The sequence below is a fragment of the Pseudomonas sp. genome (assembly GCF_049590575.1).
In the GTDB taxonomy this organism is placed as follows: Bacteria; Pseudomonadota; Gammaproteobacteria; order Pseudomonadales; family Pseudomonadaceae; genus Aquipseudomonas.
Window position 1 is genome coordinate 1 of sequence record NZ_JBAWDE010000443.1, and the last position, 21617, is coordinate 21617.

The following is a 21617-nucleotide window of genomic DNA, read 5'->3' on the forward strand; positions in this document are numbered from 1 at the left end:
CAAATGTGGGAGGGGGCTTGCCCCCGATGGCAGTGGGTCAGTCAATAGATGCAGTGACTGACACTCAGCAATCGGGGGCAAGCCCCCTCCCACATTTGATTGCATTTCACGTCGACTATGCAGCCCACGGCGACGTGCGAATCACCTCCACAAAGTTCATCGGCTTGAACCCCGGCTCCTGATCCACCAGCACGTCGGTCTTCACGTTGCCAAACGTGGTCTGCGGGCGATGGCGCAAACCGTCGGCAAACGCGCAGATGATGCATTCCTTGAACCCCTCACCGCGTGGATGCGCATGCACCACGGCTTCGCGCTGCACGTGGCTAAACGCGGCGTAGTCCACGCCCAGCACGTCCATCTCCACGCCTGCCGTCACCAACGCCACGGTCGGGCGCAGGTGTTGCGGCACACCCGGCGTGGTGTGCAGCGCGATGGACAACCACACCTGTTCGATATCGTCATCGCTCAGGCCGTAAGGCTTGAGGAACGCCGCCGCCGCATTGGCGCCGTCCACTTCGAACCGCTCATTGTCACTGCGATGGCCTGCAACCAGGCCCAGGTCGTGGAACATCGCGCCGACGTAAAGCAGCTCGGGGTTGTAGGCGAGTTGTTTGCGTTCACCGCTCAAGGCGCCGAACAGGAATACCCGACGCGAGTGGTGGTACAGCAGGTCGGATTCGACGTCGCGGATGTACTCGGTAGTGGCCTTGGCCAGGGCGCTGTCCGGGATCTGGATGCCGGCGATGGTGGTGCTCATGGTCGTTCTCCTCAAGCAAGCGCCGGGGGTGGCGCCGATGAGTCCAGTCTGGTCGCGTGCCCGCGACGCGGCTATTGCGGCGAGGGTGCGATCCCGGCCAATGTGGTTGCACATCGTGCCAAGGCCGTGCACGGTCAAATGTGGGCGCTGGCTTGCCTGCGATGCTGGCGCCTCGGTCTGTCAGTTAGACTGGGGGATGCCATCGCAGGCAAGCCAGCTCCCACAGGGATTTATGTTTTTTCAGTAGAAGGTGAGTTGTTGATGAGCAAAACCGTCGCCATCCTGATCTTCCCCGGCGTCCAGTCACTGGACGTGACCGGCCCCATGGATGTGTTCTGTGAGGCCAACCGTTTTTTGCCGCCGCAGGACCATTACCAGCTGGAAGTGATCGGCCTGGGCCACGGCACCCTGGCGGCGTCCAACGGTTTGTCATTGCAGGCCCACCGGCATTACAGCGACGCCGTGCAAGCCTATGACCTGCTGCTGGTGGCGGGCGGCCCGCAGTTGCCGTTCGAGGATATCGGCGTGGCGTTTGATGACTGGCTGCGCGCGGCTGCGGCGAGGGCAGGGCGCTTCGGTTCGATCTGCAACGGCGCCTTTATGCTGGCCCGGGCCGGTCTGCTCGATGGCAAAACCATCACCACCCATTGGAACGATGCGGCGGACCTGGCGCGCCTGTGCCCCTCGGCCCAGGTCGACGCCGACCGCCTTTACGTGCAAGACGGCAACCTCTACACCTCGGCCGGGGTCACGGCGGGTATCGACTTGTCGTTGTACCTGCTGGCCCAGGACCATGGCCCGGAAGTGGCGCTGAGCGTGGCCAAGCGCCTGGTGGTGTTTACCCAGCGTTCGGGTGGGCAATCGCAGTTCAGCCCGTTCCTTACACCCCACGCCGAGGCCACCTCGGCGGTCGCGCTGGTGCAGCTGTATGTGCTGGCCAACCTGACCGGTGACCTGAGCATCGCCGACCTGGCCACGGCGGCCAATATGAGCCCGCGCAACTTCTCCCGAGTGTTTGCCCGCGAGGCGCGCATCACCCCGGCAGAGTTTGTCGAGCGGGCACGGGTGGATGCGGCGCGGGTGATGCTCGAAAGCAGCCGTGCACCGCTGAAAACCGTGGCCTATCAATGCGGCTTTCGCGACGCCCAGCACATGCGCAGCGTGTTCAACCGCCGCCTGGGGGTGACGCCGCAACAATTCAGGCTGAACTTCGCGGCGCCGGGGCCTCTGCCAGCGCGGTGACGGTCACACTGCAAGTCGAATGTGGGAGCGAGCAAGCCCGCTCCCACATTTTGACTGATTTACACGCGGCTATCGTGCGGGCAACAGCTTGAGGGTGCCACGCGTATTTGCGGTGATCTCCTCATCACTGAAATGCGCCTGTTCGTAGCCGCCTTCGATATAGGTTTCGGCCTGGTCGCCATAGTGCTTGTCGAACGGCACGCCGCTTTGCCCGACCGGGTTGATGGTCAGGGCGTGGGCCGCGTCGGCAAAGTCGATCAGGCGGCGGGTGGACGGGCCGTAGGTCACCTGCCACGGCGCCGGGCCGATGTTCGCCGATTGGTTGTTCGGCACTTCGTGAGTGCCCGGTGCCGGGAACGGGCCGACGTTGACGATCAGGTCCAAGGGTTTCTGCGAGCCCAGCGGATGGCCGTGGGTCAGGGTGTGGGCCTTGCCCCATTGCCACTGGCCAGGGTCGTCGCCGAAGGTGGCCTTGAGGTGCGCGAGGCTGTTGTCCCAGGCGAGTTTGACCTTGGCCGGGCGCTGGCCGTCCCACCAAGGCGAATCGGCAGCGGCCGCCAGGCGCGGCAAGGCAGCATCGATCACGCGTGTGCTGAGCAGGGTCTTGAACAGGCCGTCGCCGAGTTTCGGGTGGAAGGTGACGTCAGCGAGGTTGAACAGAAACTGGTTGAACAGCGTGGCGCTGGTGGAGTCCAGCGGGTAGTCACCCTTCCAGCTGGCAAGCTGTTCCACCAGTTTCAGCTGTGCCGGGTCCTTGACGACCTCGCGCAACACCGGCAAGAGCGGCGCCAGCAGGCGTGGGCCGAAGGCCGTGGTGGTGCCAAGCTGCAAGGCCTGGCTGTTGTTCACGTCCCACTTCACGCTGTTGTCGCTCAGTTGCGCGTTCAACTGCTGGCCACGGTCGGCAAGGTTGTAGTAACCGGGGATCTCCATGCCGGTCGGCGACACCGGCTGGGCATTGGCCGACACCACATAACCGCGCGCTGGGTTTTCTTCCTGGGGGTTGGCGCTGAAGGGGTAAAAGCCCAGCTTGTCGGCCATGGCGGTGCTGCCGTCGAGGATAAACCCAGGGGTGGCGCCGGCCGGGCGAATCGGTAACTGCGCCGCCGCCCACCAGCCGATATCGCCCTTGGCATTTGCCCATACGATATTCAGCCCCGGCGCCGACACCTTGGCCGCCGCCGCGCGCGCCTTGGCCAGCGTGTCGGCGCGGTTGAGCTGGTAGAAACCTTCGAGGATCGGGTTCTGGGTGTCGAGGAATGCCCACCACATGGCAATCGGCGTGTTGCCGCCGTTCTCGCCGAGCACGTCATTGACGATCGGGCCGTGGGGCGACTGGCGCAGCGTGAGGGTGACTGGCGCCTGACCCTTCACGGCAATCTGTTGTTCGCTGCGGGTCATGTCGACCCACTGGCCGTGGTACCAGACCTGGTTGGGGTTGTCCGGGTTGACCTTTTCGGCGATCAGGTCGAGGTCATCGTTCTGGAACATGGTCAGGCTCCAGCCGAAATCCAGGTTGTGCCCCAGGAACGCCATCGGCACCAGCGCGTTGTGATACCCGTACAGCTCAAAGCCTGGCGCCGAGAGTTGCGCCTCGTACCACACCGACGGCACCGAGAAACGGATATGCGGGTCGCCCGCCAACAGTGGCTTGCCGCTCCTGGTGCGGCTGCCGCTGATGGCCCAGGCGTTGCTGCCTTCGAATTGCGGCAAGCCGTTATCCGCCAGCGCCTGTTCGCTCAGGGCGGCGAGGGCGCCGAGGCTGTGCCAATCACTGGCGGCCAGGTTGAGCGCGCCCTTGGGTTGCCAGTCGAGGTCAAAGACCTTCAGGTAGTCGCTGCCCAGTTGGTCGCGGACGTAAGTGAGCAAGGGTTCTGTACGAAACGCAGCTGCAAAGCTGTAGGCCATGTACCCGGCGACACTGATGGTGTCTTCGGCGGTAAACCGCCGCTTGGGGATACCCAGCACGTCGAACTCCATGGGGCTGGCGTGGCTGTCCTGATATTGGTTGATCCCGTCCAGATAGGCTTGCAGGGCCTTCCATGCCGGGGCGTCGTGGTCGAGCTGTTCCACGTAACTCAAGGCGCGTTCACGGATACGCAAGCTGCGGAACAGCTTGTCGGTGTCCAGCAGCTTGGGCCCCAGCACCTCGGCCAGCTCGCCACGGGCCAGGCGCCGCATGATCTCCATCTGGAACAGACGGTCCTGGGCATGCACATAGCCGAGGGCGCGATACAGGTCGGTTTCGTTTTCGGCACGGATATGCGGCACGCCACGGTCGTCGTAGCGCACCGTGACCGAGCCTTGCAGGTTGGCCAGCTCAACCGTGCCCTGACGGGTGGGCTGCTTGCTGTAGACGTACCAGCCAGCGCCGAGGGCGATCAGTACCACCAGCACCGCGAGAACCCGCAAGACGCGCTTCATGAACATTCCTTAGCAAAAGTGAGGTGGCGGGCTACAAATCCTTCGACCACGAACAATAGCAGCCCACTGCGAGGGTGTGCGTGGCATTCACCTCACGGCCCTCTTCAAGGGCTTTTAAAATCGGCTCGATAAAACTGTTATTGGAATTGCACGTCAGCCCTTCGCTGTAGGGCCCGAAATACGCGAGCTTGCCGGTCCGGTCCCAAATCCCCACGGCCGGGCTGGCCGGTACGTGGTCGGCGCCGGGCAACAGGGTGAGGGTCTTCATGTTGCGCAGGTTGTCGGGCAGCTTGCCGTGGCTGCCGGGTTTTTGCAGGGCATAGAATTCGACGCCCTGGGGGGCGTAATGCTCGATCAGTTCGCCCAGGTGTTGCTGGTTGCCGACGTTGCACGGGCAGGCCGGGTCCCAGAAGTGCACCAGGCGGATCGGGCCGGGGCCGCTGAGCTCGGCGGGCAGGCGCAGGGCATCGCCGGAGAACACTGCCGTGTGTTCGCTGAAGGCCCGCAGGTAGCGGCCCTGGAACCAGTCATACGCGGCCCACAGCACGCCGGCGCAGATAACCAGGATCAGGCTGGCGAACAGGGTGGCGCGGTAGGGCTGTCGCATTCGGATGTATCCTCGCAGGTCGCGTAGCTTGCCATGCTTGTCCTGACAGATGAATATCGCAGCTCGATATTCATCTTCGCCGTCAGTCTGGAACCCTTTATGCCCGTTACCTTTGACCCTGATCATCTGCGCGACAGCTTGCGGCCTCTGTCGGATGCCCAGCCGCTGAGCGCCGAGGCGCGGGTCTACCAGCGTTTCTACGGGCTGGACCTGGCCGCACGCAGCGTGCCGCCGGTGAGCCGCCTCGGGCGCTTTGAAGTCGATGGGTTTGCGGTGGTCGCGCAGGTGTGGTGGCCGCCAACGCCGGTGGCGACGATGTTCATGTTCCACGGCTTCTACGACCATATGGGCCTGTACCGCCATGTGGTCGATTGGGCGCTGGACCAGGGCTTTGTGGTGATTGCCTGCGACTTGCCGGGCCACGGTTTATCCAGTGGCGCGCGCGCCAGCATCGATGATTTTGCGGTGTATCAGCACGTGATGCAGGGCCTGTTCGCCCAGGCCGAGTCGTTGCAGTTGCCGCAGCCCTGGCACCTGTTCGGGCAAAGCACCGGCGGCGCGGTGGTGGTAGACCACTTGCTCACCCAGGGTGCTACCAGCCCGGCGCAGGGCAAGACGTTTCTGCTGTCGCCGTTGGTGCGGCCGCGTGCGTGGGGGTGGTCGCAGGTCAGCTATTACCTGCTGCGCCCGTTCGTCAAAGGCATCGCGCGGCGCTTCAGCGAGAACACCCAAGACCCGGCCTTCAAGCCGTTCCTGGAAGCCGACCCGCTGCAACCGCGCCAGCTGCCCACCGCTTGGGTGGGCGCGCTGGCGCGCTGGATCAAGCGCATCGAAGCCGCACCGCGCAGCCAGCGGCGACCGGTAATTGTGCAGGGTGAGGAAGATATGACGGTGGACTGGCAGCACAATTTGCAGGTGCTGCGGGGCAAGTTCGATCAGCCTGACGTGTTGATGCTGCCGCGTGGTCGGCATCACCTGGCGAATGAGATTGCGCAGATTCGTGATGAATACTTCAGGTACCTCACAGACCATCTGAAATAACACGATCCAATTGTTGGAGGGGGCTTGCCCCCTCCCACATTGGTTACTGCGACAGGCTGGAGGTGCTTTGGCCGACTGCCAGACCTGCGCGAATCGCTGCCAGCGCCGCCTGGTAATACGTCTTACCCTCCGGCGACTCGGCAAACGTGGCGAATTCTTCCAGCTCCGGGTCGGATAAGTCCCGGTACACGTACAGCAGCGTATTGTTCAGGTCCTTGTCGATCTGCTGCATCAGCCGCTCACGCTGGCCGTTCAACATGCCTTGGGCCTGACCGCCGCCGAGCAGGCCGGGGATCATCTGGCTCAGGCTGTCGGCGGCCACTCCGGCAATCGCCAGGCTGACTTCCGCACCGGCTTCGCGCGCGGGCAGGGCCTGGGCCAGGTGGCCGATGATCAGGCTGCGGGTGGCGTCGGCTTCGATTTTCGGCAGGCCCTGGGCGTTTTTCGCCAGCTGGTCGCGGCGCGTGGCGAGCAATTCGGCGGCGACGATCTTGCGGCCCAGTGGCGATTGGAAAAACGCCAGGGCAGGTTTCGGATCCGCAAGGTTTTTGCGCAACTGCGCCTCGGCACGCTGGTCCATGGCCTGGGCCGCAAAGCGTTTATTGCTGTTGTCCACCAACGCCTGGTACACCGCCGGCGGCAGGCTATTGCGGTAGCGTTGCTGGGCGGCACTGAGGGCGTCATTGAAATGCGCACGTTGTTCGGCCCAGCCGGCAACCTTGTACAACTGGTCATGGCCGTCTGCCCAGGCGGGCAAAACGCAGAACATCAGCAAGGAAAAAAACAAACGACGCATATGGACTCCTGTCAGTCGGCCACTATTGTCCGTGTCGGGCGTACGATTTGTCGAGAAATCCTATCGGTCACCTGACTAAAGTGTATTCAGACGCTCGGCGGCTCTGTCGGATTCACAGGCGTATGGATACTATGCGCGCCATGCAAATACCCCTTGATCACCCCCTGCTGCAACGCATTGTCGACGACCTGGCCGAAAAAGGCTGGTCGCAGCAGAACGGCTTCCTGCCCCAGGCTCTGACCCTGGAACTGGCGGCTGAGTGCCGTAAACGTGCGGCCGAAGGTGAACTGGCCCCGGCGTCGGTGGGGCGCGGGCCGGCACAGGAGATTCGCGAAGGCATTCGCGGTGACCATATCCAGTGGCTGGAAGAGGGCGACGCGGCGGTCTGCGACAACTACATGACGTTGATGGACAGCCTGCGCCTGGCGATGAACCGCCATCTGTTTCTCGGCCTGGAAGATTTCGAAAGTCATTTCGCGATGTACCCGCCGGGGGCGTTTTACCTCAAGCATCTGGACCGTTTCCGTGACGATGACCGGCGCATGGTCTCGGCGGTGATCTACCTGAATGACGCCTGGCTGCCCGAGCATGGCGGGCAGTTGCGCATGTACCTCAAGGGCGGCGTCGAATACGATGTGGTGCCCACCGGCGGTTGCCTGGTGGTGTTCCTGTCGGGCGAGGTGCCCCACGAAGTCATGCCCGCCACGCGCGAACGCCTGTCCCTGACCGGCTGGTTCCGTCGGCGGGGCAACGAGCCGTTTTAACCATGCAAAAGATTCTGATCAGCCGCTGCCTGCTGGGGCACAAGGTGCGCTACGACGGCGGGGCCAGCGGGCCGTTCGACCAACTGGCGGCGTGGCAGGCCGAAGGCCGTGTGGTTGCGATCTGCCCGGAAGTCTCGGGCGGTTTGCCCACGCCGCGGCCGTCCGCTGAAATCCCGGGCGGGCAGGGCATTGATGTATGGGAAGGGCGCGCCCAAGTGCTGACCGCCGACGGCGAAGATTTCAGCGCCGCCTTTCTCGACGGTGCCCGCCAGGCCTTGGCGCTGGTGCGGCGCCACGACATCCGCATCGCCGTGCTCAAGGCCAATAGCCCATCCTGCGGCAACCTGCTGACCTATGACGGTACGTTCAGCGGCGTAAAAGTGCGCGGCGAAGGCGTGACGGCGGCGCTGCTCAGGCGCCACGGGGTGCGGGTGTTCAGCGAGTTGGAATTGGCCGAAGCGGCGCTGCATCTCTCAAGCCTTGCCTAGATCAAAATGTGAGAGCAAGCCCGCTCCCACCGTTGATCTACTGTGCCTTGACTGCCGGCGTGCCGTCTTCGAGCCATTTTTGCGCTAGCGCTTTCAAGCGGCCATCGGCCTTCACGCGCTGCAACGCCTTGTCCAGGCTGGCCTTGAACGCCGGGTTGCCTTTTTGAAACGGAATCACCAGCTCCGGCTTCTCGTTGTAAGCCTCACTGAAATCGAAACGATCCTGCAGCTCGGCAGTCATAGCGATATGGTTGATGGCCACGTCGTACTTGCCGCTTTCAACGCCTGGCAGCATGTCGGTGTCATCGGTGGTGATGAATGAGGGACGTACGTCCATCTCCTTGGCCAGTTGCTCGCCGAGTTCAACTTCGAAGCCGGTGAGTTTGTCGCCTTCCTTGAAGTTGAACGGCGCAGTGTTGGCTTCCAGTGCGATGCGCAGTTCGCCGCGGTCAAACACGTCATCGACCAATTCGGCGTGAGCCAGGGGGCTCATGAGGGGCAGCAAAAGTAACAGGCCAGGCGAAAAGCGCATGGTCACTCCTAAAGAATTCGTCTGTGCGAGGCGCCGTTCAGCATCGCTTTGCTAGGGTGTTGAGTGCCTTGGACAGCAATTTGTCGCGAAGTTGTCACAACCCAACAGATTTCCTGGAAAAACTGGAGAAGCGAATGAAAGCCTTATTGTCCCGTGCAACGATTGCCAGCCTGTTGCTGGGTACCTCGATGTTGGCCAGCGCCGCAGACCTTCCGCGTACGCCTGCGCCCAAAGGTGCTGAAGTGTTTATCGTCTCGCCGAAGGACGGCGCAACGGTCGACAAAACCTTCACCGTCAAATTCGGCGTCAAGGGCCTGGACCTGGAGCCGATCGACAAGCAAATCCCCAACGCCGGTCACCACCACCTGCTGGTCGACCAGAACGTGAAGGCGCTTAAGGCCGACGAGGCTATCCCGGCCACCGCCACCTCGATTCACTTCGGCAAGGCGCAAACCGAAACCGAACTGACGCTGACCCCGGGCAAACACACTTTGCAACTGGTGGCTGGCGACAACGTGCATCGCCAGTTCAAGCCTACTGTAGCCTCGAAAGTCATCACGGTTAACGTCAAGTAAGATTTGTTCAGATGCAAAAAAGGGAGCCCCGAGGGGCTCCCTTTTTATGCAGCGCTGGAAACCTCAGAACAACACGCGGCTACGAATCGTGCCGTTGATGTGCTGCAGCTTCTCTTGCGCCAGGTCCGAGTACTCGGCGTCGACGTCGATCACCACGTAGCCGACTTTCTCGTTGGTCTGCAGGAACTGACCGGAGATGTTGATGCCGTTTTCCGCGAAGACCTTGTTGATCTCCATCATCACGCCAGGGATGTTCTGGTGGATGTGCAGCAGACGGTGCTTGCCAGGGTGAGCCGGCAGGGCCACTTCCGGGAAGTTGACCGAGGACACCGACGTACCGTTGTCGCTGTACTTGACCAGCTTCTCCGATACTTCCAGGCCGATGTTGGCTTGGGCTTCCGCGGTGGAACCGCCGATGTGCGGGGTCAGGATCACGTTGTCCAGGCCACGCAGCGGGCTTTCGAAGATGTCGTCGTTGGAGCGCGGCTCTACCGGGAACACGTCGATCGCGGCGCCGATCAGGTGTTTGTCCTTGATCGCGTCGGCCAGGGCGTCCAGCTCGACCACGGTGCCGCGCGCGGCGTTGATCAGGATCCCGCCTTTCTTGATCGCGCGGATTTCCTTCTCGCCGATCATCCACTGGGTCTCAGCGGTTTCCGGCACGTGCAGGGTGACGATGTCGGACATGCCCAGCAGCTCGGTCAGGCTCGACACCTGGGTGGCGTTGCCCAATGGCAGCTTGGTCAGGGTGTCGTAGAAGAACACCTGCATGCCCAGGCCTTCAGCCAGAACCGACAACTGCGTGCCGATCGAGCCGTAACCGACGATACCCAGCTTCTTGCCGCGGATTTCGAAGGAGTTGGCCGCGCTTTTGATCCAGCCGCCACGGTGGCAGGAAGCGTTCTTCTCAGGAATGCCGCGCAACAGCAGGATCGCCTCGGCCAGCACCAGCTCCGCAACGGAACGGGTATTGGAGTACGGTGCGTTGAACACCGCGATGCCGCGCTCGCGCGCTGCGTTGAGGTCGACCTGGTTGGTGCCGATGCAGAAACAGCCGACAGCCACCAGCTTCTTGGCGTGGTCGAAGATCTCTTCGGTCAGCTGAGTGCGGGAGCGAATGCCGATAAAGTGCGCGTCGGCGATCTTTTCCTTTAACTGGGCTTCCGGCAGAGAACTGGTGATGTACTCAATGCTGGAGTACCCAGCGGCCTTCAGTACGTCGACAGCCGATGGGTGGACGCCTTCCAGAAGAAGGAACTTGATCTTGCTCTTATCGAGAGAAGTCTTGCTCATCTGCGTAAACCTGTATCCCGGAGAAAAATGGCAGGGAATCGAGCAGCGCAAGCTGACCCGGACGGCAGGAAAGCCGTCACCGCAGAAACGCCCTTGGGCTCTGTCCTGCGGGGGCGGTATGCTAGCATACGTGCCCCGCTAAACACCCATTCCTGCGACGTGAAGCGTTCTCAGGATGACCATGAATTGTTCGAGAGTTCTGTCGATGACCCATCCTGCCCTGATTGATGAGCTGAAGACCCTGGTTGAGCCTGGCAAGGTCCTGACCGATGCCGACTCCCTGGAGGCTTACGGCAAGGACTGGACCAAGCACTTCGCGCCCGCGCCGAGTGCCATCGTGTTCCCCAAGACCACCGAGCAGGTGCAGGCCATCGTCCGCTGGGCCAATGAACACAAGGTCGCGCTGGTGCCATCCGGTGGTCGTACCGGCCTGTCGGCAGCCGCCGTTGCGGCGAATGGCGAGGTGGTGGTGTCGTTCGACTACATGAACCAGATCCTCGACGTGAACCTCACCGACCGCACCGCCGTGTGCCAACCGGGTGTGGTCACCAAGCAACTGCAGAACGTCGCCGAAGAAAAAGGCCTGTACTACCCGGTGGACTTCGCGTCGTCGGGTTCGAGCCAGATTGGCGGCAATATCGGCACCAACGCCGGCGGGATCAAGGTGATTCGCTACGGCATGACCCGTAACTGGGTGGCGGGCATGAAGGTCGTCACCGGCAAGGGCGACCTGCTGGAGCTGAACAAAGACCTGATCAAGAACGCCACCGGTTACGACATGCGCCAGCTGTTTATCGGCGCCGAAGGCACCCTGGGGTTCGTGGTGGAAGCCACCATGCGCCTGGACCGCGCGCCGAAAAACCTCACCGCCATGGTGCTGGGCACCACTGATTTCGACTCGATCATGCCGGTGCTGCACGCGTTCCAGAGCAAGCTGGACCTGACCGCCTTCGAGTTCTTTTCCGACAAAGCCCTGGCGAAAGTCATGGGGCGTGGCGATGTGCCGGCGCCGTTCGAAACCGACTGCCCGTTCTACGCACTGCTGGAATTCGAAGCCACCACCGAAGAAGTCGCCAACCATGCGCTGGAAACCTTCGAGCATTGCGTGGAGCAGGGCTGGGTGCTGGACGGCGTGATGAGCCAGAGCGAAACCCAGCTGCACAACCTGTGGAAACTGCGCGAGTACATCTCCGAGACCATTTCCCACTGGACCCCGTACAAGAACGATATCTCGGTGACTGTCTCCAAGGTCCCGGCGTTCTTGAAGGAAATCGACGCGATCGTCGGCGAACACTACCCGGACTTCGAAATCGTCTGGTTCGGTCATATCGGCGACGGCAACCTGCACTTGAACATCCTCAAGCCGGAAAACCTGAGCAAGGACGAGTTCTTCGCCAAGTGCGCCACCGTGAACAAGTGGGTGTTCGAAACCGTGCAGAAGTACAACGGCTCGATCTCCGCCGAACACGGCGTGGGCATGACCAAGCGCGATTACCTGACTTACAGCCGCTCCCCGGTTGAAATCGAATACATGAAAGCAGTGAAAGCGGTGTTCGACCCGAACGGGATCATGAACCCTGGCAAGATCTTCGCTGTTTAACCGCCCTTAAGGAGTCGTTTCATGAGCTACCAGCACAAGTACGTCGACGGCACCAACATCCACTTTCCTGTGGGCAAAGTGGTGTGCATTGGGCGTAACTACGCCGAACATGCCAAGGAACTGGACAACCCGGTGCCGACCGAACCGTTGCTGTTCATCAAGCCGGGCAGCTGCGTGGTGCCGCTGGAGGGCGGTTTCGCTATTCCTACCGAGCGCGGTTCGGTGCACTACGAAGCTGAAATCGCAGTATTGATCGGCAAACCGTTGTCGACCAAGCCCAGCCGTGAAGAAGTGCTCGATGCCATCTCCGGCTTTGCCCCGGCGCTGGACCTGACCCTGCGCGACAAGCAGGCCGAGCTGAAGGCCAAGGGCCTGCCGTGGGAAATCGCCAAGTCGTTCGACGGCGCGGCGGTGATCGCGCCGTTCGTGGTCGGTAGCACGTTCCCGGACGTGACCGATATCGGCATTCGCCTGAGTATCAATGGCGAAGTGCGCCAGGACGGCAACAGCTCGCAGATGCTCAACCCGATCATCCCGATGATCCAGCACATGGCCGGCTGCTTTTCGCTGCAGGCGGGTGACGTGATCCTCACCGGCACCCCGGCTGGCGTGGGCCCGCTGAATGTCGGCGATGAGCTGGTGCTTGAGCTGTCGGGCGTGAACAGCTTCGAAAGCAGCGTTCGCTAACCAAGCGAGGTCAAAAATGTGGGAGCGGGCTTGCTCGCGAATGCAGAGTGTCAGTCGCCAAATCAGCGGGCTGACACACCACTTTCGCGAGCAAGCCCGCTCCCACATTTATTTGCGTACAGCCGAGAAATCCAAGGTTTCGCATTTTTTTCACACACCATCCGGATAATCCTTGGCCTCCAGCACGCGGGCCCCTCGATCCTGTGCTACCCCTTAAGCTGACTTCCCGGAAAAGCGCTCAATGGCCGTGCCTCTGCCTTCTGCTACCTCCAAGCCTCGCTCTCGACTGGCGCTGCGCTGGTATTCCTGGTTGTTCCTGACTGGCGTGATCGTCTATGGCGTCGCGTGGGTCATGCACTGGGACGATCGCGGCCTGCTGTGGGTGCTGGAACGCTTCGAAACCCCGGCCGAGCGCCAGGAAAGTGTGTGGCTGCCGGACTACCACGCCGTCATCGATGGCAAGTTGTTGCCGGGCATGGAGAAGGACGAGGCCTCGGACGTCTCCTACAATCCGCAGACCAAAACCCTGTTCTCCGTGATGGGCAAAAACCCCTTCCTGGTCGAACTGAGCCTGCAAGGCGATGTGCTGCGCAAGATGCCGCTCAACGGCTGGGATAACCCGGAAGGCGTGACGGTGATGGAAAACGGCCTGTTGGCTGTGACCGACGAGCGTCAGCACACCCTGACAATCGTCAAGGTCGATGCCACCACTCAGCAATTGAACAAGGCCGATTTCCCGAATTATGACTTGGGCCCGTCCGCGGACCAGAACAAAGCCTTTGAAGCCGTGGCCTGGGACAAGCGCAACCAGCAACTGGTGTTAGGCGAGGAGCGTCCGCCGGCCTTGTTCACCTGGAAAAGCGACGGCGGCCCGACCTTGTCCGGCGACAAGCAGAAGCTGGCCAGTAAAGAGTTGGACATGCGCAACTTGTCGGCCCTGGCCATCGACCCGCGCACCGGCCACTTGCTGGTGCTCTCGGCTGATTCCCACTTGTTGCTCGAGCTGGATGAAAAAGGCGAACAAGTCAGCTTCATGACCCTGCTCGGCGGTTTCAACGGGCTCAAAAATACTATTCCGCGCGCGGAAGGCGTGACCCTGGACGAGAACGGCACGCTGTACATGGTCAGTGAGCCCAACCTGTTCTACCGCTTCGAAAAGCAGAAATAGCCAGCGGTTTACGCCGCTTACGGCTCCATGAGCGGCATTCACCAGACATTCGGGCGTGTTTAAGTTTAAATTCAGACAGGCGTGATATTCATTCGCCACTTCTGACTTTGAGCCCGCCCGATGCGCCGACTTGCCCGCCCCAAACCCCTACTGTTATTGCTCGTGCTGATCGCCTTGGTCAGCGCCGCGGCCATTGCGCAGCACTTTCGCCTGTTCGAGCGCGCCTGGTTCAACTGGCAAGCCTGGCACCAACCGGCGGACGAGCGCTCGATTGGCCTGGCCGAATACCGCGTGGCGCTGGAAGCCCAGGTGATCGAGGGGTTGGACGACGACGTGTCGGCCCTGACCTACGACCCAGTGCGCAAAAGCCTGTTTACCGTCACCAATAAAAACGCCGAGCTGATCGAGCTGTCCCTGGAGGGCAAGATCCTGCGGCGTATTCCCTTGGTAGGCTTTGGCGATGCCGAGGCGGTGGAATTTATCAGCGACAACATCTATGTGATCAGCGATGAGCGCCAGCAGCGGCTGATCAAAGTGCATGTGGACGACGACACGCAATTTCTTGACGCCGCCGATGCGGAACAGATGACCTTGGGCCTGCACGTGGGTGGCAACAAGGGCTTCGAAGGCCTGGCCTACGACTCCGTCGGCAAGCGCCTGTTCGTGGCCAAGGAGCGCGACCCGATGCTGATCTACGAGGTCCACGGCTTCCCGCATTTCAAGCCGGAAAAAACCTACTCGGTGCACGTGATCAACAACCCCAAGCGTGACGCCGGGCTGTTTGTGCGCGACCTGTCGAGCCTGCAATACGACGAGCGCAGCGGCCATTTGCTGGCACTGTCGGATGAGTCGTTTCTGGTATTGGAACTGGATATCGACGGTCGCCCGTTGAGCAGTCTGTCGTTGCTCAACGGGCGCCACGGCCTGACCAAGCGAGTGCCGCAGGCCGAAGGGATCGCCATGGATGACCATGGCACTTTGTACATGGTCAGCGAGCCGAACCTGTTTTACGTGTTCAAAAAACCAAATCCCTGACACTGCACAAATCAAAATGTGGGAGGGAGCTTGCTCCCTCCCACATTTGACCTGTAGCGTTCTCAGGCCTTGAGGGTTTTCACGCCTTCGGAAGTGCCCAGCAGCAGCACATCCGCCGGGCGCGCAGCGAACAGGCCATTGGTGACCACGCCGACGATCGCATTGATCTGAGTTTCCAGCGCCACCGGATCGGTGATCTGCATATTGAACACATCAATGATGATGTTGCCGTTGTCGGTCAGCACGCCTTCGCGGTACACCGGGTCGCCGCCCAGCTTCACCAGCTCGCGGGCTACGTGGCTGCGGGCCATCGGGATCACTTCGACCGGCAGCGGGAACGCGCCGAGTACCGGCACCAGCTTGCTGGCGTCGGCGATGCAGATAAAGGTCTTGGCCACGGCCGCGACGATCTTCTCGCGGGTCAGGGCTGCGCCGCCGCCCTTGATCAGGTTCAGGTGCGCGTCGCTTTCATCGGCGCCGTCGACGTAGAACTCCAGGTCGCTCACGGTGTTGAGCTCGTACACCGGAATGCCGTGGCCCTTGAGGCGCGCAGCGGTGGCTTCGGAGCTGGCCACGGCGCCGTCGAACGCGCCCTTGTGCTGGGCCAGCGCATCGATAAAGCAGTTGGCGGTGGAGCCGGTGCCGACACCGACGATGCTCTTGTCGTCGAGTTTTGGGAGGATTAAATCGACGGCGGCCTGGGCCACTGCCTGTTTGAGTTGATCCTGGGTCATGCGGGCTCCGGAACGGGCGGGGAGTTATCGAGGGGCGCGAGTATACCCCAACAAACCTTGGGATTCGTGTGGTCTCCCGGCCAAACGCTGGGTTAGACTCCTTGGCCCTGCCCAACCCGCCCAGTGATGCTTTCCGATGCTTGAACAGTACGTCAAAAAGATCCTCACCTCGCGCGTTTACGACGTTGCCGTAGAAACCCCGCTGCAGACCGCGCGCCAGCTCTCCGAGCGCCTCGGCAACAAGGTCTGGCTCAAGCGTGAAGACTTGCAGCCGGTGTTCTCGTTCAAGATTCGCGGCGCCTACAACAAGCTGACCCAGCTCAGCGCTGAAGAGCGCGCGCGCGGCGTGGTCACCGCCTCAGCCGGCAATCACGCCCAGGGCCTGGCCCTGGCGGCCAAGGTGTTGGGGGTCAAGGCGACCATCGTGATGCCCAAGACCACCCCGGAAATCAAAGTCGAAGGCGTGCGTTCACGGGGCGGCAAAGTGGTGCTGCACGGTGATTCCTTCCCGGAAGCCCTGGCCTACTCGCTCAAACTGGTCGACGAAAAAGGCTACGTCTACATTCACCCCTACGATGATCCGCACACCATTGCCGGGCAGGGCACCGTGGCGATGGAAATCCTGCGCCAGCACCCTGGGCCGTTGGACGCGATTTTCGTGCCGGTGGGCGGCGGCGGGCTGATCGCCGGCATCGCGGCGTACGTGAAATACCTGCGCCCGGAAATCAAGGTCATCGGCGTCGAGCCGGACGACTCCAACTGCCTGCAAGCCGCCATGGCCGCGGGCGAGCGCGTGGTGCTGCCGACCGTGGGCCTGTTCGCCGATGGCGTGGCGGTGGCGCAGATCGGCCATTACACCTTTGAAATCTGCAAAGACTATGTGGATGAAGTGATCACCGTCAGCACGGATGAAATCTGTGCGGCGATCAAGGACATCTACGACGACACCCGTTCCATCACCGAGCCGGCAGGCGCGTTGGGCGTGGCGGGCATCAAGAAATACGTCGAGACCCGTGGCGTCAGCGGGCAGACCCTGGTGGCCATCGATTCCGGGGCCAACGTCAACTTCGACCGCCTGCGCCATGTGGCCGAGCGCGCCGAACTGGGTGAGGGCCGCGAAGCCATCATTGCCGTGACCATCCCAGAGCAGCCAGGCAGCTTCAAGGCGTTCTGCGAGGCCGTGGGCAAGCGCCAGATCACTGAATTCAATTACCGCTACCACACCGGCAGCGAGGCGCACATCTTTGTCGGCGTGCAGACCCACCCGGAAAGCGACCCGCGCAGCGCGCTGATCGCCAGCCTGACCAGCCAGGGTTTCCCGGTGCTGGACCTGACCGAGAACGAGCTGGCCAAGTTGCACATTCGCCATATGGTCGGCGGGCATGCGGCCAAGGTCAGCGATGAGTTGGTGTTCCGTTTCGAATTCCCTGAGCGTCCGGGCGCGTTGTTCAACTTTCTTAACAAATTAGGCGGGCGCTGGAACATCTCGATGTTCCACTATCGCAACCACGGCGCGGCCGACGGCCGTGTGGTCGCCGGCCTGCAAGTGCCCGCGGACGAGCGCCACCTGGTGCCCGCCGCGTTGGCCGAGATCGGCTACCCGTATTGGGATGAAAGCGAAAACCCGGCCTACCAGCTGTTCCTCGGTTGAGCGACTACGCTGACTGAGCGGCCTTTAAGGAATCGAGACCATGGAAACGCTGACCACCCTCAAGGTTATCCACGTTGCAGCCACTGTGTTGCTGCTGCTCAGCGGCCTTGGCCTGGCGCTGCTGGCCTGGCGCAAACGTAGCGTCGGCCCGGCCGTTACCGTGCAGCGCCCCTGGGCGTTTGTGTGGTTGCTGATGGGAATTTGCGTGGTCAGCATGCCGTTTACCGGCTGGTGGCTGGTGCACTTGGTTGGCTGGCCGCTGGGGCAAACCTGGATCCTGGGCTCCAGCATCCTCTACACCGTGGCGGCGCTGAGCTGGTTCTGGCTGGTGGTGCGGCTTAATCGACCGCGATTGGGCGGGGCGGGGAGTTTGAACTTTACCGTGGCGCTGGCGGTTGTGAGCCTGGTGGGGTTTGTGGCGATTGCCGGGTTGATGGGTGCCAAACCCGTTTAAGACTTGAAACCGGGTCGCCTTCATTCGCGAGCAAGCCCGCTCCCACATTCGACTGCATTCCAAAGGTGGAACTCGATCAAATGTGGGAGCGGGCTTGCTCGCGAAAGCGTTATCAGCCGCGCAGAGTAATCACCGGCCAACCACGTTTCTCAGCCTCAGCCCGCAGACTCGGATCCGGATCCACTGCCACTGCATGCGTCACCTGCTCCAGCAACGGCAAATCATTCATCGAATCGCTATAGAAGTAGCTGTCTTGCAGGCTATACCCGGTCTCTTCCAGCCAACGATTCAAACGCGTCACCTTGCCTTCACGGAAGCACGGCACGTCGGTGCTGCGCCCGGTGTAGCGGCCATTTTCCATCTCGCATTCGGTGGCGATCAGGGTTTCCACGCCCAGGCGTGCGGCAATCGGCGCGGTGACGAAGCGGTTGGTGGCCGTGATGATCACCAGTTTGTCGCCGGCGGCGCGGTGCTTGGCCAGCAATTCCACGGCGAGCGGCAGCACGATCGGCTCGATGCAGTCGCGCATATAGTCGCTGTGCCACTCCTCGAGCTGAGCCATCTCGGTGCGGCCGAGAATCTCCAGGCAGAAGTTCAGGTACTCGGCGTTGTCGAGCGTGCCGGCCAGGTAATCCTGGTAGAACTCGTCGTTGCGCGCCTTGTAGGCCACCGGGTCGAGAATCCCGCGTTCACACAGGTAATCGCCCCAGGCGTGGTCGCTGTCACCGCCGAGAAGGGTGTTGTCCAAGTCGAATAAAGCCAGGCGCATTGCAGTTACTCGCTGAAAAGTCTGTAAAAAGGCGTCCAGAATACGGTCTTTTCACAAGAGTGCACATAAGGTAAGAAGCCTCGTTGCCGCTGTATCAATCTTTGTGGAACAATGCGGTGACATGCGTTTGCGAGGTTGTTGCCGTGATCGACCCCGATGGTTTCCGTCCTAATGTCGGGATTATTCTTACGAATGATGCCGGACAGGTGCTATGGGCTCGCCGAATCAACCAAGATGCCTGGCAGTTTCCTCAAGGCGGAATCAACCCCGATGAAACCCCTGAAGACGCCTTGTACCGTGAGTTGAATGAAGAAGTCGGCCTTGAGCGTGAAGATGTGCAAATTCTGGCCTGTACCCGTGGCTGGTTGCGCTATCGTTTGCCGCAACGCCTGGTGCGTACCCACAGCCAACCGCTGTGCATCGGCCAGAAGCAGAAATGGTTTCTCCTGCGCCTGATCTCCAACGAGCAGCGGGTGCGGATGGATTTGACCGGTAAACCGGAGTTCGATGGCTGGCGTTGGGTCAGCTATTGGTACCCGTTGGGCCAGGTGGTGACATTCAAGCGCGAGGTTTATCGTCGCGCTCTCAAAGAGCTTGCCCCGCGCCTTTTAGCGCGCGACTGACGACGGAGTTCGACCCCGAGCCATGCTCAATACGCTGCGCAAGATCGTCCAGGAAGTTAACTCCGCCAAGGATCTCAAGGCGGCGTTGGGGATTATTGTGTTGCGCGTCAAGGAAGCCATGGGCAGCCAGGTCTGCTCGGTTTACCTGCTGGACCCCGAGACCAACCGTTTTGTGCTGATGGCCACCGAGGGCCTGAACAAGCGCTCCATCGGCAAGGTCAGCATGGCGCCCAATGAAGGTCTGGTGGGCCTGGTGGGGACGCGTGAAGAACCCCTGAACCTCGAAAACGCGGCCGATCACCCGCGTTATCGCTACTTTGCCGAGACCGGCGAAGAGCGTTACGCCTCGTTCCTCGGCGCACCGATCATTCACCACCGCCGCGTTGTCGGCGTGTTGGTCATCCAGCAAAAAGAACGCCGCCAGTTCGACGAAGGTGAAGAAGCCTTCCTCGTGACCATGAGCGCGCAGCTCGCCGGGGTTATCGCCCACGCCGAGGCCACCGGCTCGATTCGCGGCCTGGGGCGCCAGGGCAAGGGCATCCAGGAAGCCAAGTTCGTCGGCGTGCCGGGCTCGCCGGGTGCGGCGGTCGGTACCGCGGTGGTCATGCTGCCACCGGCCGACCTTGATGTGGTGCCGGACAAGAGCGTCGACGACATCGACGCTGAAATCAAACTGTTCAAGACCGCCCTGGAAGGCGTGCGCGCCGACATGCGCAACCTGTCGACCAAGCTGGCCACGCAACTGCGCCCCGAAGAGCGCGCGCTGTTCGACGTGTACCAGATGATGCTCGACGATGCGTCCCTGGGTAACGAAGTCAAATCCGTGATCAAGACCGGCCAGTGGGCTCAGGGCGCGTTGCGCCAGGTGGTCACCGATCACGTCAACCGTTTCGAGTTGATGGACGACGCCTACCTGCGCGAGCGGGCCTCGGATGTGCGTGACCTCGGTCGCCGCCTGCTGGCCTACCTGCAGGAAGACCGCACCACCAACCTGGTCTACCCCGACAACACCATCCTGATCAGTGAAGAACTGACCGCCACCATGCTCGGCGAAGTGCCGGAGGGCAAACTGGTGGGCCTGGTCTCGGTCTTGGGTTCGGGCAACTCCCACGTCGCGATCCTGGCCCGGGCCATGGGCATTCCGACGGTGATGGGCCTGGTGGACCTGCCGTACTCCAAGGTCGACGGCATCGACATGATCGTCGATGGCCATCGTGGCGAAGTCTTCACCAACCCCAGCGAGCTGCTGCGCAAGCAATACGCCGAGGTGGTGGAAGAAGAGAAACAACTGGCGCTGGGCCTCGATTCGTTGCGCGAGCTGCCGTGCGTGACGCTCGACGGCCACCGCGTGCCGCTGCTGGTCAACACCGGCTTGCTGGCCGACGTGGCCCGTGCGCAACAGCGCGGCGCCGAAGGGGTGGGGCTATACCGCACCGAAGTGCCGTTCATGATCAACCAGCGTTTCCCGAGTGAGAAGGAGCAGCTGGCGATTTATCGCGAGCAACTGCAGGCCTTCCACCCGTTGCCGGTGACCATGCGCAGCCTGGACATCGGCGGCGACAAGTCACTGTCGTATTTCCCGATCAAGGAAGACAACCCCTTCCTGGGCTGGCGCGGCATCCGCGTGACCCTCGACCATCCTGAAATTTTCCTGGTACAGACCCGCGCCATGCTCAAGGCCAGCGAAGGCCTGAACAACCTGCGCATCCTGCTGCCGATGATCTCCGGCACCCACGAGCTGGAGGAAGCCCTGCACCTGATCCACCGGGCCTGGGGCGAAGTGCGCGACGAAGGCGCTGACGTGCCGATGCCGCCGATTGGCGTGATGATCGAGATTCCGGCGGCGGTGTACCAGGCTAAAGAGCTGGCGCGGCAGGTGGACTTCCTGTCGGTGGGTTCCAACGACCTGACCCAGTACCTGCTGGCCGTGGACCGCAACAACCCACGGGTGGCCGACCTTTACGACTATTTGCACCCGGCGGTACTGCAAGCCTTGCAACACGTGGTGCGCGACGCCCATGCCGAAGGCAAGCCGGTGAGCATCTGCGGTGAAATGGCTGGTGACCCGGCGGCGGCAGTGCTGTTGATGGCGATGGGCTTTGACAGCCTGTCGATGAACGCCACCAACTTGCCGAAGGTGAAATGGCTATTGCGCCAAGTCGAACTGAGCATGGCCAAGGAGCTGCTGGCGGAGTTGATGACTATCGACAACCCGCAGGTTATCCACAGCTCGCTGCAACTGGCGCTGAAGAACCTGGGGCTGACGCGGATGATCAACCCGGCTTCGGCCAAAACCCTCTAAGCAACATTGATCAAAATGTGGGAGCGGGCTTGCTCGCGAATGCAGAGTGCCAGTCGCCGAATATGTGGCTGACCC

General features: G+C 61.8%; 21 protein-coding genes. 13 read left to right on the forward strand and 8 right to left on the reverse strand.

Going from position 1 to position 21617, the window contains the following annotated elements; translation table 11 throughout:
• Positions 1–115: 115 nt before the first annotated feature.
• Positions 116–757: an HD domain-containing protein gene (locus tag WBR57_RS30295; RefSeq protein WP_424089293.1), complete on the reverse strand. Its 642-nt coding sequence runs from the start codon at positions 755–757 to the stop codon at positions 116–118.
• Positions 758–1018: 261 nt separating this feature from the next.
• On the opposite strand from WBR57_RS30295, the gene WBR57_RS30300 reads away from it, so the two are divergent.
• On the forward strand, positions 1019–1999 hold the full coding sequence (locus WBR57_RS30300) for a GlxA family transcriptional regulator (protein WP_424089295.1): 981 nt from the start codon (positions 1019–1021) through the stop codon (positions 1997–1999).
• 69 nt (positions 2000–2068) lie between these two features.
• Here WBR57_RS30300 and WBR57_RS30305 read toward each other — a convergent pair whose 3' ends face one another.
• Positions 2069–4423: a penicillin acylase family protein gene (locus tag WBR57_RS30305; RefSeq protein ID WP_424089297.1), complete on the reverse strand. Its 2355-nt coding sequence runs from the start codon at positions 4421–4423 to the stop codon at positions 2069–2071.
• 31 nt (positions 4424–4454) lie between these two features.
• On the reverse strand, positions 4455–5030 hold the full coding sequence (locus tag WBR57_RS30310) for a DUF6436 domain-containing protein (protein WP_424089299.1): 576 nt from the start codon (positions 5028–5030) through the stop codon (positions 4455–4457).
• Positions 5031–5129: 99 nt separating this feature from the next.
• Here WBR57_RS30310 and WBR57_RS30315 point away from each other — a divergent pair, with 99 nt between their 5' ends.
• Entirely contained in the window at positions 5130–6071 is a 942-nt protein-coding gene (locus tag WBR57_RS30315; protein WP_424089301.1) for an alpha/beta hydrolase, read from the forward strand.
• A gap of 43 nt (positions 6072–6114) precedes the next feature.
• On the opposite strand, the gene WBR57_RS30320 is transcribed toward WBR57_RS30315, so the two are convergent.
• On the reverse strand, positions 6115–6867 hold the full coding sequence (locus tag WBR57_RS30320; RefSeq protein WP_424089303.1) for a DUF2059 domain-containing protein: 753 nt from the start codon (positions 6865–6867) through the stop codon (positions 6115–6117).
• Between the two features lie 131 nt (positions 6868–6998).
• On the opposite strand from WBR57_RS30320, the gene WBR57_RS30325 reads away from it, so the two are divergent.
• Both WBR57_RS30325 and WBR57_RS30330 read left to right on the forward strand, forming a co-directional pair.
• Positions 6999–7631 carry a 2OG-Fe(II) oxygenase gene (locus WBR57_RS30325; RefSeq protein ID WP_424089329.1) on the forward strand — a complete coding sequence of 211 codons (633 nt, stop codon included), beginning with the start codon at positions 6999–7001 and terminating at the stop codon, positions 7629–7631.
• Positions 7632–7633: 2 nt separating this feature from the next.
• Complete coding sequence (locus WBR57_RS30330) at positions 7634–8119, forward strand: DUF523 domain-containing protein (protein WP_424089305.1); 486 nt, start codon at positions 7634–7636, stop codon at positions 8117–8119.
• A gap of 37 nt (positions 8120–8156) precedes the next feature.
• On the opposite strand, the gene WBR57_RS30335 is transcribed toward WBR57_RS30330, so the two are convergent.
• Positions 8157–8651 (reverse strand): transporter substrate-binding domain-containing protein, encoded by a 495-nt coding sequence (locus WBR57_RS30335; RefSeq protein WP_424089307.1) that lies wholly within the window; start codon positions 8649–8651, stop codon positions 8157–8159.
• A 134-nt stretch (positions 8652–8785) separates the two neighbouring features.
• On the opposite strand from WBR57_RS30335, the gene WBR57_RS30340 reads away from it, so the two are divergent.
• Positions 8786–9226 carry a DUF4399 domain-containing protein gene (locus WBR57_RS30340; protein WP_424089309.1) on the forward strand — a complete coding sequence of 147 codons (441 nt, stop codon included), beginning with the start codon at positions 8786–8788 and terminating at the stop codon, positions 9224–9226.
• A 63-nt stretch (positions 9227–9289) separates the two neighbouring features.
• On the opposite strand, the gene serA is transcribed toward WBR57_RS30340, so the two are convergent.
• Positions 9290–10519, reverse strand: coding sequence for a phosphoglycerate dehydrogenase (gene serA, locus WBR57_RS30345; protein ID WP_010167810.1), 1230 nt, complete (start codon positions 10517–10519; stop codon positions 9290–9292).
• Positions 10520–10724: 205 nt separating this feature from the next.
• On the opposite strand from serA, the gene WBR57_RS30350 reads away from it, so the two are divergent.
• The 4 genes from WBR57_RS30350 to WBR57_RS30365 all read left to right on the forward strand — a co-directional run bounded on the left by WBR57_RS30350 (position 10725) and on the right by WBR57_RS30365 (position 15009).
• A complete protein-coding gene (locus tag WBR57_RS30350) occupies positions 10725–12119 on the forward strand; it encodes an FAD-binding oxidoreductase (RefSeq protein WP_424089311.1) in 1395 nt (464 codons plus the stop codon).
• Between the two features lie 21 nt (positions 12120–12140).
• Entirely contained in the window at positions 12141–12806 is a 666-nt protein-coding gene (locus WBR57_RS30355; RefSeq protein ID WP_424089313.1) for a fumarylacetoacetate hydrolase family protein, read from the forward strand.
• Positions 12807–13047: 241 nt separating this feature from the next.
• Positions 13048–13974: an SdiA-regulated domain-containing protein gene (locus WBR57_RS30360; RefSeq protein ID WP_424089315.1), complete on the forward strand. Its 927-nt coding sequence runs from the start codon at positions 13048–13050 to the stop codon at positions 13972–13974.
• A gap of 120 nt (positions 13975–14094) precedes the next feature.
• Complete coding sequence (locus WBR57_RS30365; RefSeq protein WP_424089317.1) at positions 14095–15009, forward strand: SdiA-regulated domain-containing protein; 915 nt, start codon at positions 14095–14097, stop codon at positions 15007–15009.
• A 62-nt stretch (positions 15010–15071) separates the two neighbouring features.
• On the opposite strand, the gene rpiA is transcribed toward WBR57_RS30365, so the two are convergent.
• Positions 15072–15743 carry a ribose-5-phosphate isomerase RpiA gene (rpiA, locus tag WBR57_RS30370; protein ID WP_424089319.1) on the reverse strand — a complete coding sequence of 224 codons (672 nt, stop codon included), beginning with the start codon at positions 15741–15743 and terminating at the stop codon, positions 15072–15074.
• Between the two features lie 136 nt (positions 15744–15879).
• Between rpiA and ilvA the strand changes: the two genes are divergently transcribed.
• Entirely contained in the window at positions 15880–17394 is a 1515-nt protein-coding gene (gene ilvA, locus WBR57_RS30375) for a threonine ammonia-lyase, biosynthetic (RefSeq protein WP_424089321.1), read from the forward strand.
• Positions 17395–17434: 40 nt separating this feature from the next.
• Positions 17435–17848 (forward strand): DUF2269 family protein, encoded by a 414-nt coding sequence (locus WBR57_RS30380; RefSeq protein ID WP_424089323.1) that lies wholly within the window; start codon positions 17435–17437, stop codon positions 17846–17848.
• Between the two features lie 112 nt (positions 17849–17960).
• On the opposite strand, the gene WBR57_RS30385 is transcribed toward WBR57_RS30380, so the two are convergent.
• Positions 17961–18617, reverse strand: a complete 657-nt coding sequence (locus tag WBR57_RS30385; protein ID WP_424089325.1) for an HAD family hydrolase — start codon at positions 18615–18617, stop codon at positions 17961–17963.
• Between the two features lie 143 nt (positions 18618–18760).
• Between WBR57_RS30385 and WBR57_RS30390 the strand changes: the two genes are divergently transcribed.
• Together WBR57_RS30390 and ptsP are read left to right on the forward strand one after the other, a co-directional pair.
• Complete coding sequence (locus WBR57_RS30390; RefSeq protein ID WP_003176750.1) at positions 18761–19240, forward strand: RNA pyrophosphohydrolase; 480 nt, start codon at positions 18761–18763, stop codon at positions 19238–19240.
• Positions 19241–19262: 22 nt separating this feature from the next.
• On the forward strand, positions 19263–21542 hold the full coding sequence (gene ptsP / locus WBR57_RS30395) for a phosphoenolpyruvate--protein phosphotransferase (RefSeq protein ID WP_424089327.1): 2280 nt from the start codon (positions 19263–19265) through the stop codon (positions 21540–21542).
• Positions 21543–21617: the final 75 nt, after the last annotated feature.

Coding starts and splice junctions, on each gene's coding strand:
- ilvA (WP_424089321.1), top strand. CDS start 15,880: ATGCTTGAACAGTACGTCAAAAAGATCCTCACCTCGCGCGTTTACGAC.
- WBR57_RS30355 (WP_424089313.1), top strand. CDS start 12,141: ATGAGCTACCAGCACAAGTACGTCGACGGCACCAACATCCACTTTCCT.
- WBR57_RS30295 (WP_424089293.1), bottom strand. CDS start 757: ATGAGCACCACCATCGCCGGCATCCAGATCCCGGACAGCGCCCTGGCC.
- WBR57_RS30335 (WP_424089307.1), bottom strand. CDS start 8,651: ATGCGCTTTTCGCCTGGCCTGTTACTTTTGCTGCCCCTCATGAGCCCC.
- WBR57_RS30340 (WP_424089309.1), top strand. CDS start 8,786: ATGAAAGCCTTATTGTCCCGTGCAACGATTGCCAGCCTGTTGCTGGGT.
- WBR57_RS30360 (WP_424089315.1), top strand. CDS start 13,048: ATGGCCGTGCCTCTGCCTTCTGCTACCTCCAAGCCTCGCTCTCGACTG.
- WBR57_RS30330 (WP_424089305.1), top strand. CDS start 7,634: ATGCAAAAGATTCTGATCAGCCGCTGCCTGCTGGGGCACAAGGTGCGC.
- WBR57_RS30385 (WP_424089325.1), bottom strand. CDS start 18,617: ATGCGCCTGGCTTTATTCGACTTGGACAACACCCTTCTCGGCGGTGAC.
- WBR57_RS30320 (WP_424089303.1), bottom strand. CDS start 6,867: ATGCGTCGTTTGTTTTTTTCCTTGCTGATGTTCTGCGTTTTGCCCGCC.
- WBR57_RS30365 (WP_424089317.1), top strand. CDS start 14,095: ATGCGCCGACTTGCCCGCCCCAAACCCCTACTGTTATTGCTCGTGCTG.
- ptsP (WP_424089327.1), top strand. CDS start 19,263: ATGCTCAATACGCTGCGCAAGATCGTCCAGGAAGTTAACTCCGCCAAG.
- WBR57_RS30380 (WP_424089323.1), top strand. CDS start 17,435: ATGGAAACGCTGACCACCCTCAAGGTTATCCACGTTGCAGCCACTGTG.
- WBR57_RS30300 (WP_424089295.1), top strand. CDS start 1,019: ATGAGCAAAACCGTCGCCATCCTGATCTTCCCCGGCGTCCAGTCACTG.
- WBR57_RS30315 (WP_424089301.1), top strand. CDS start 5,130: ATGCCCGTTACCTTTGACCCTGATCATCTGCGCGACAGCTTGCGGCCT.
- WBR57_RS30325 (WP_424089329.1), top strand. CDS start 6,999: ATGCGCGCCATGCAAATACCCCTTGATCACCCCCTGCTGCAACGCATT.
- WBR57_RS30350 (WP_424089311.1), top strand. CDS start 10,725: ATGACCCATCCTGCCCTGATTGATGAGCTGAAGACCCTGGTTGAGCCT.
- WBR57_RS30305 (WP_424089297.1), bottom strand. CDS start 4,423: ATGAAGCGCGTCTTGCGGGTTCTCGCGGTGCTGGTGGTACTGATCGCC.
- WBR57_RS30310 (WP_424089299.1), bottom strand. CDS start 5,030: ATGCGACAGCCCTACCGCGCCACCCTGTTCGCCAGCCTGATCCTGGTT.
- serA (WP_010167810.1), bottom strand. CDS start 10,519: ATGAGCAAGACTTCTCTCGATAAGAGCAAGATCAAGTTCCTTCTTCTG.
- rpiA (WP_424089319.1), bottom strand. CDS start 15,743: ATGACCCAGGATCAACTCAAACAGGCAGTGGCCCAGGCCGCCGTCGAT.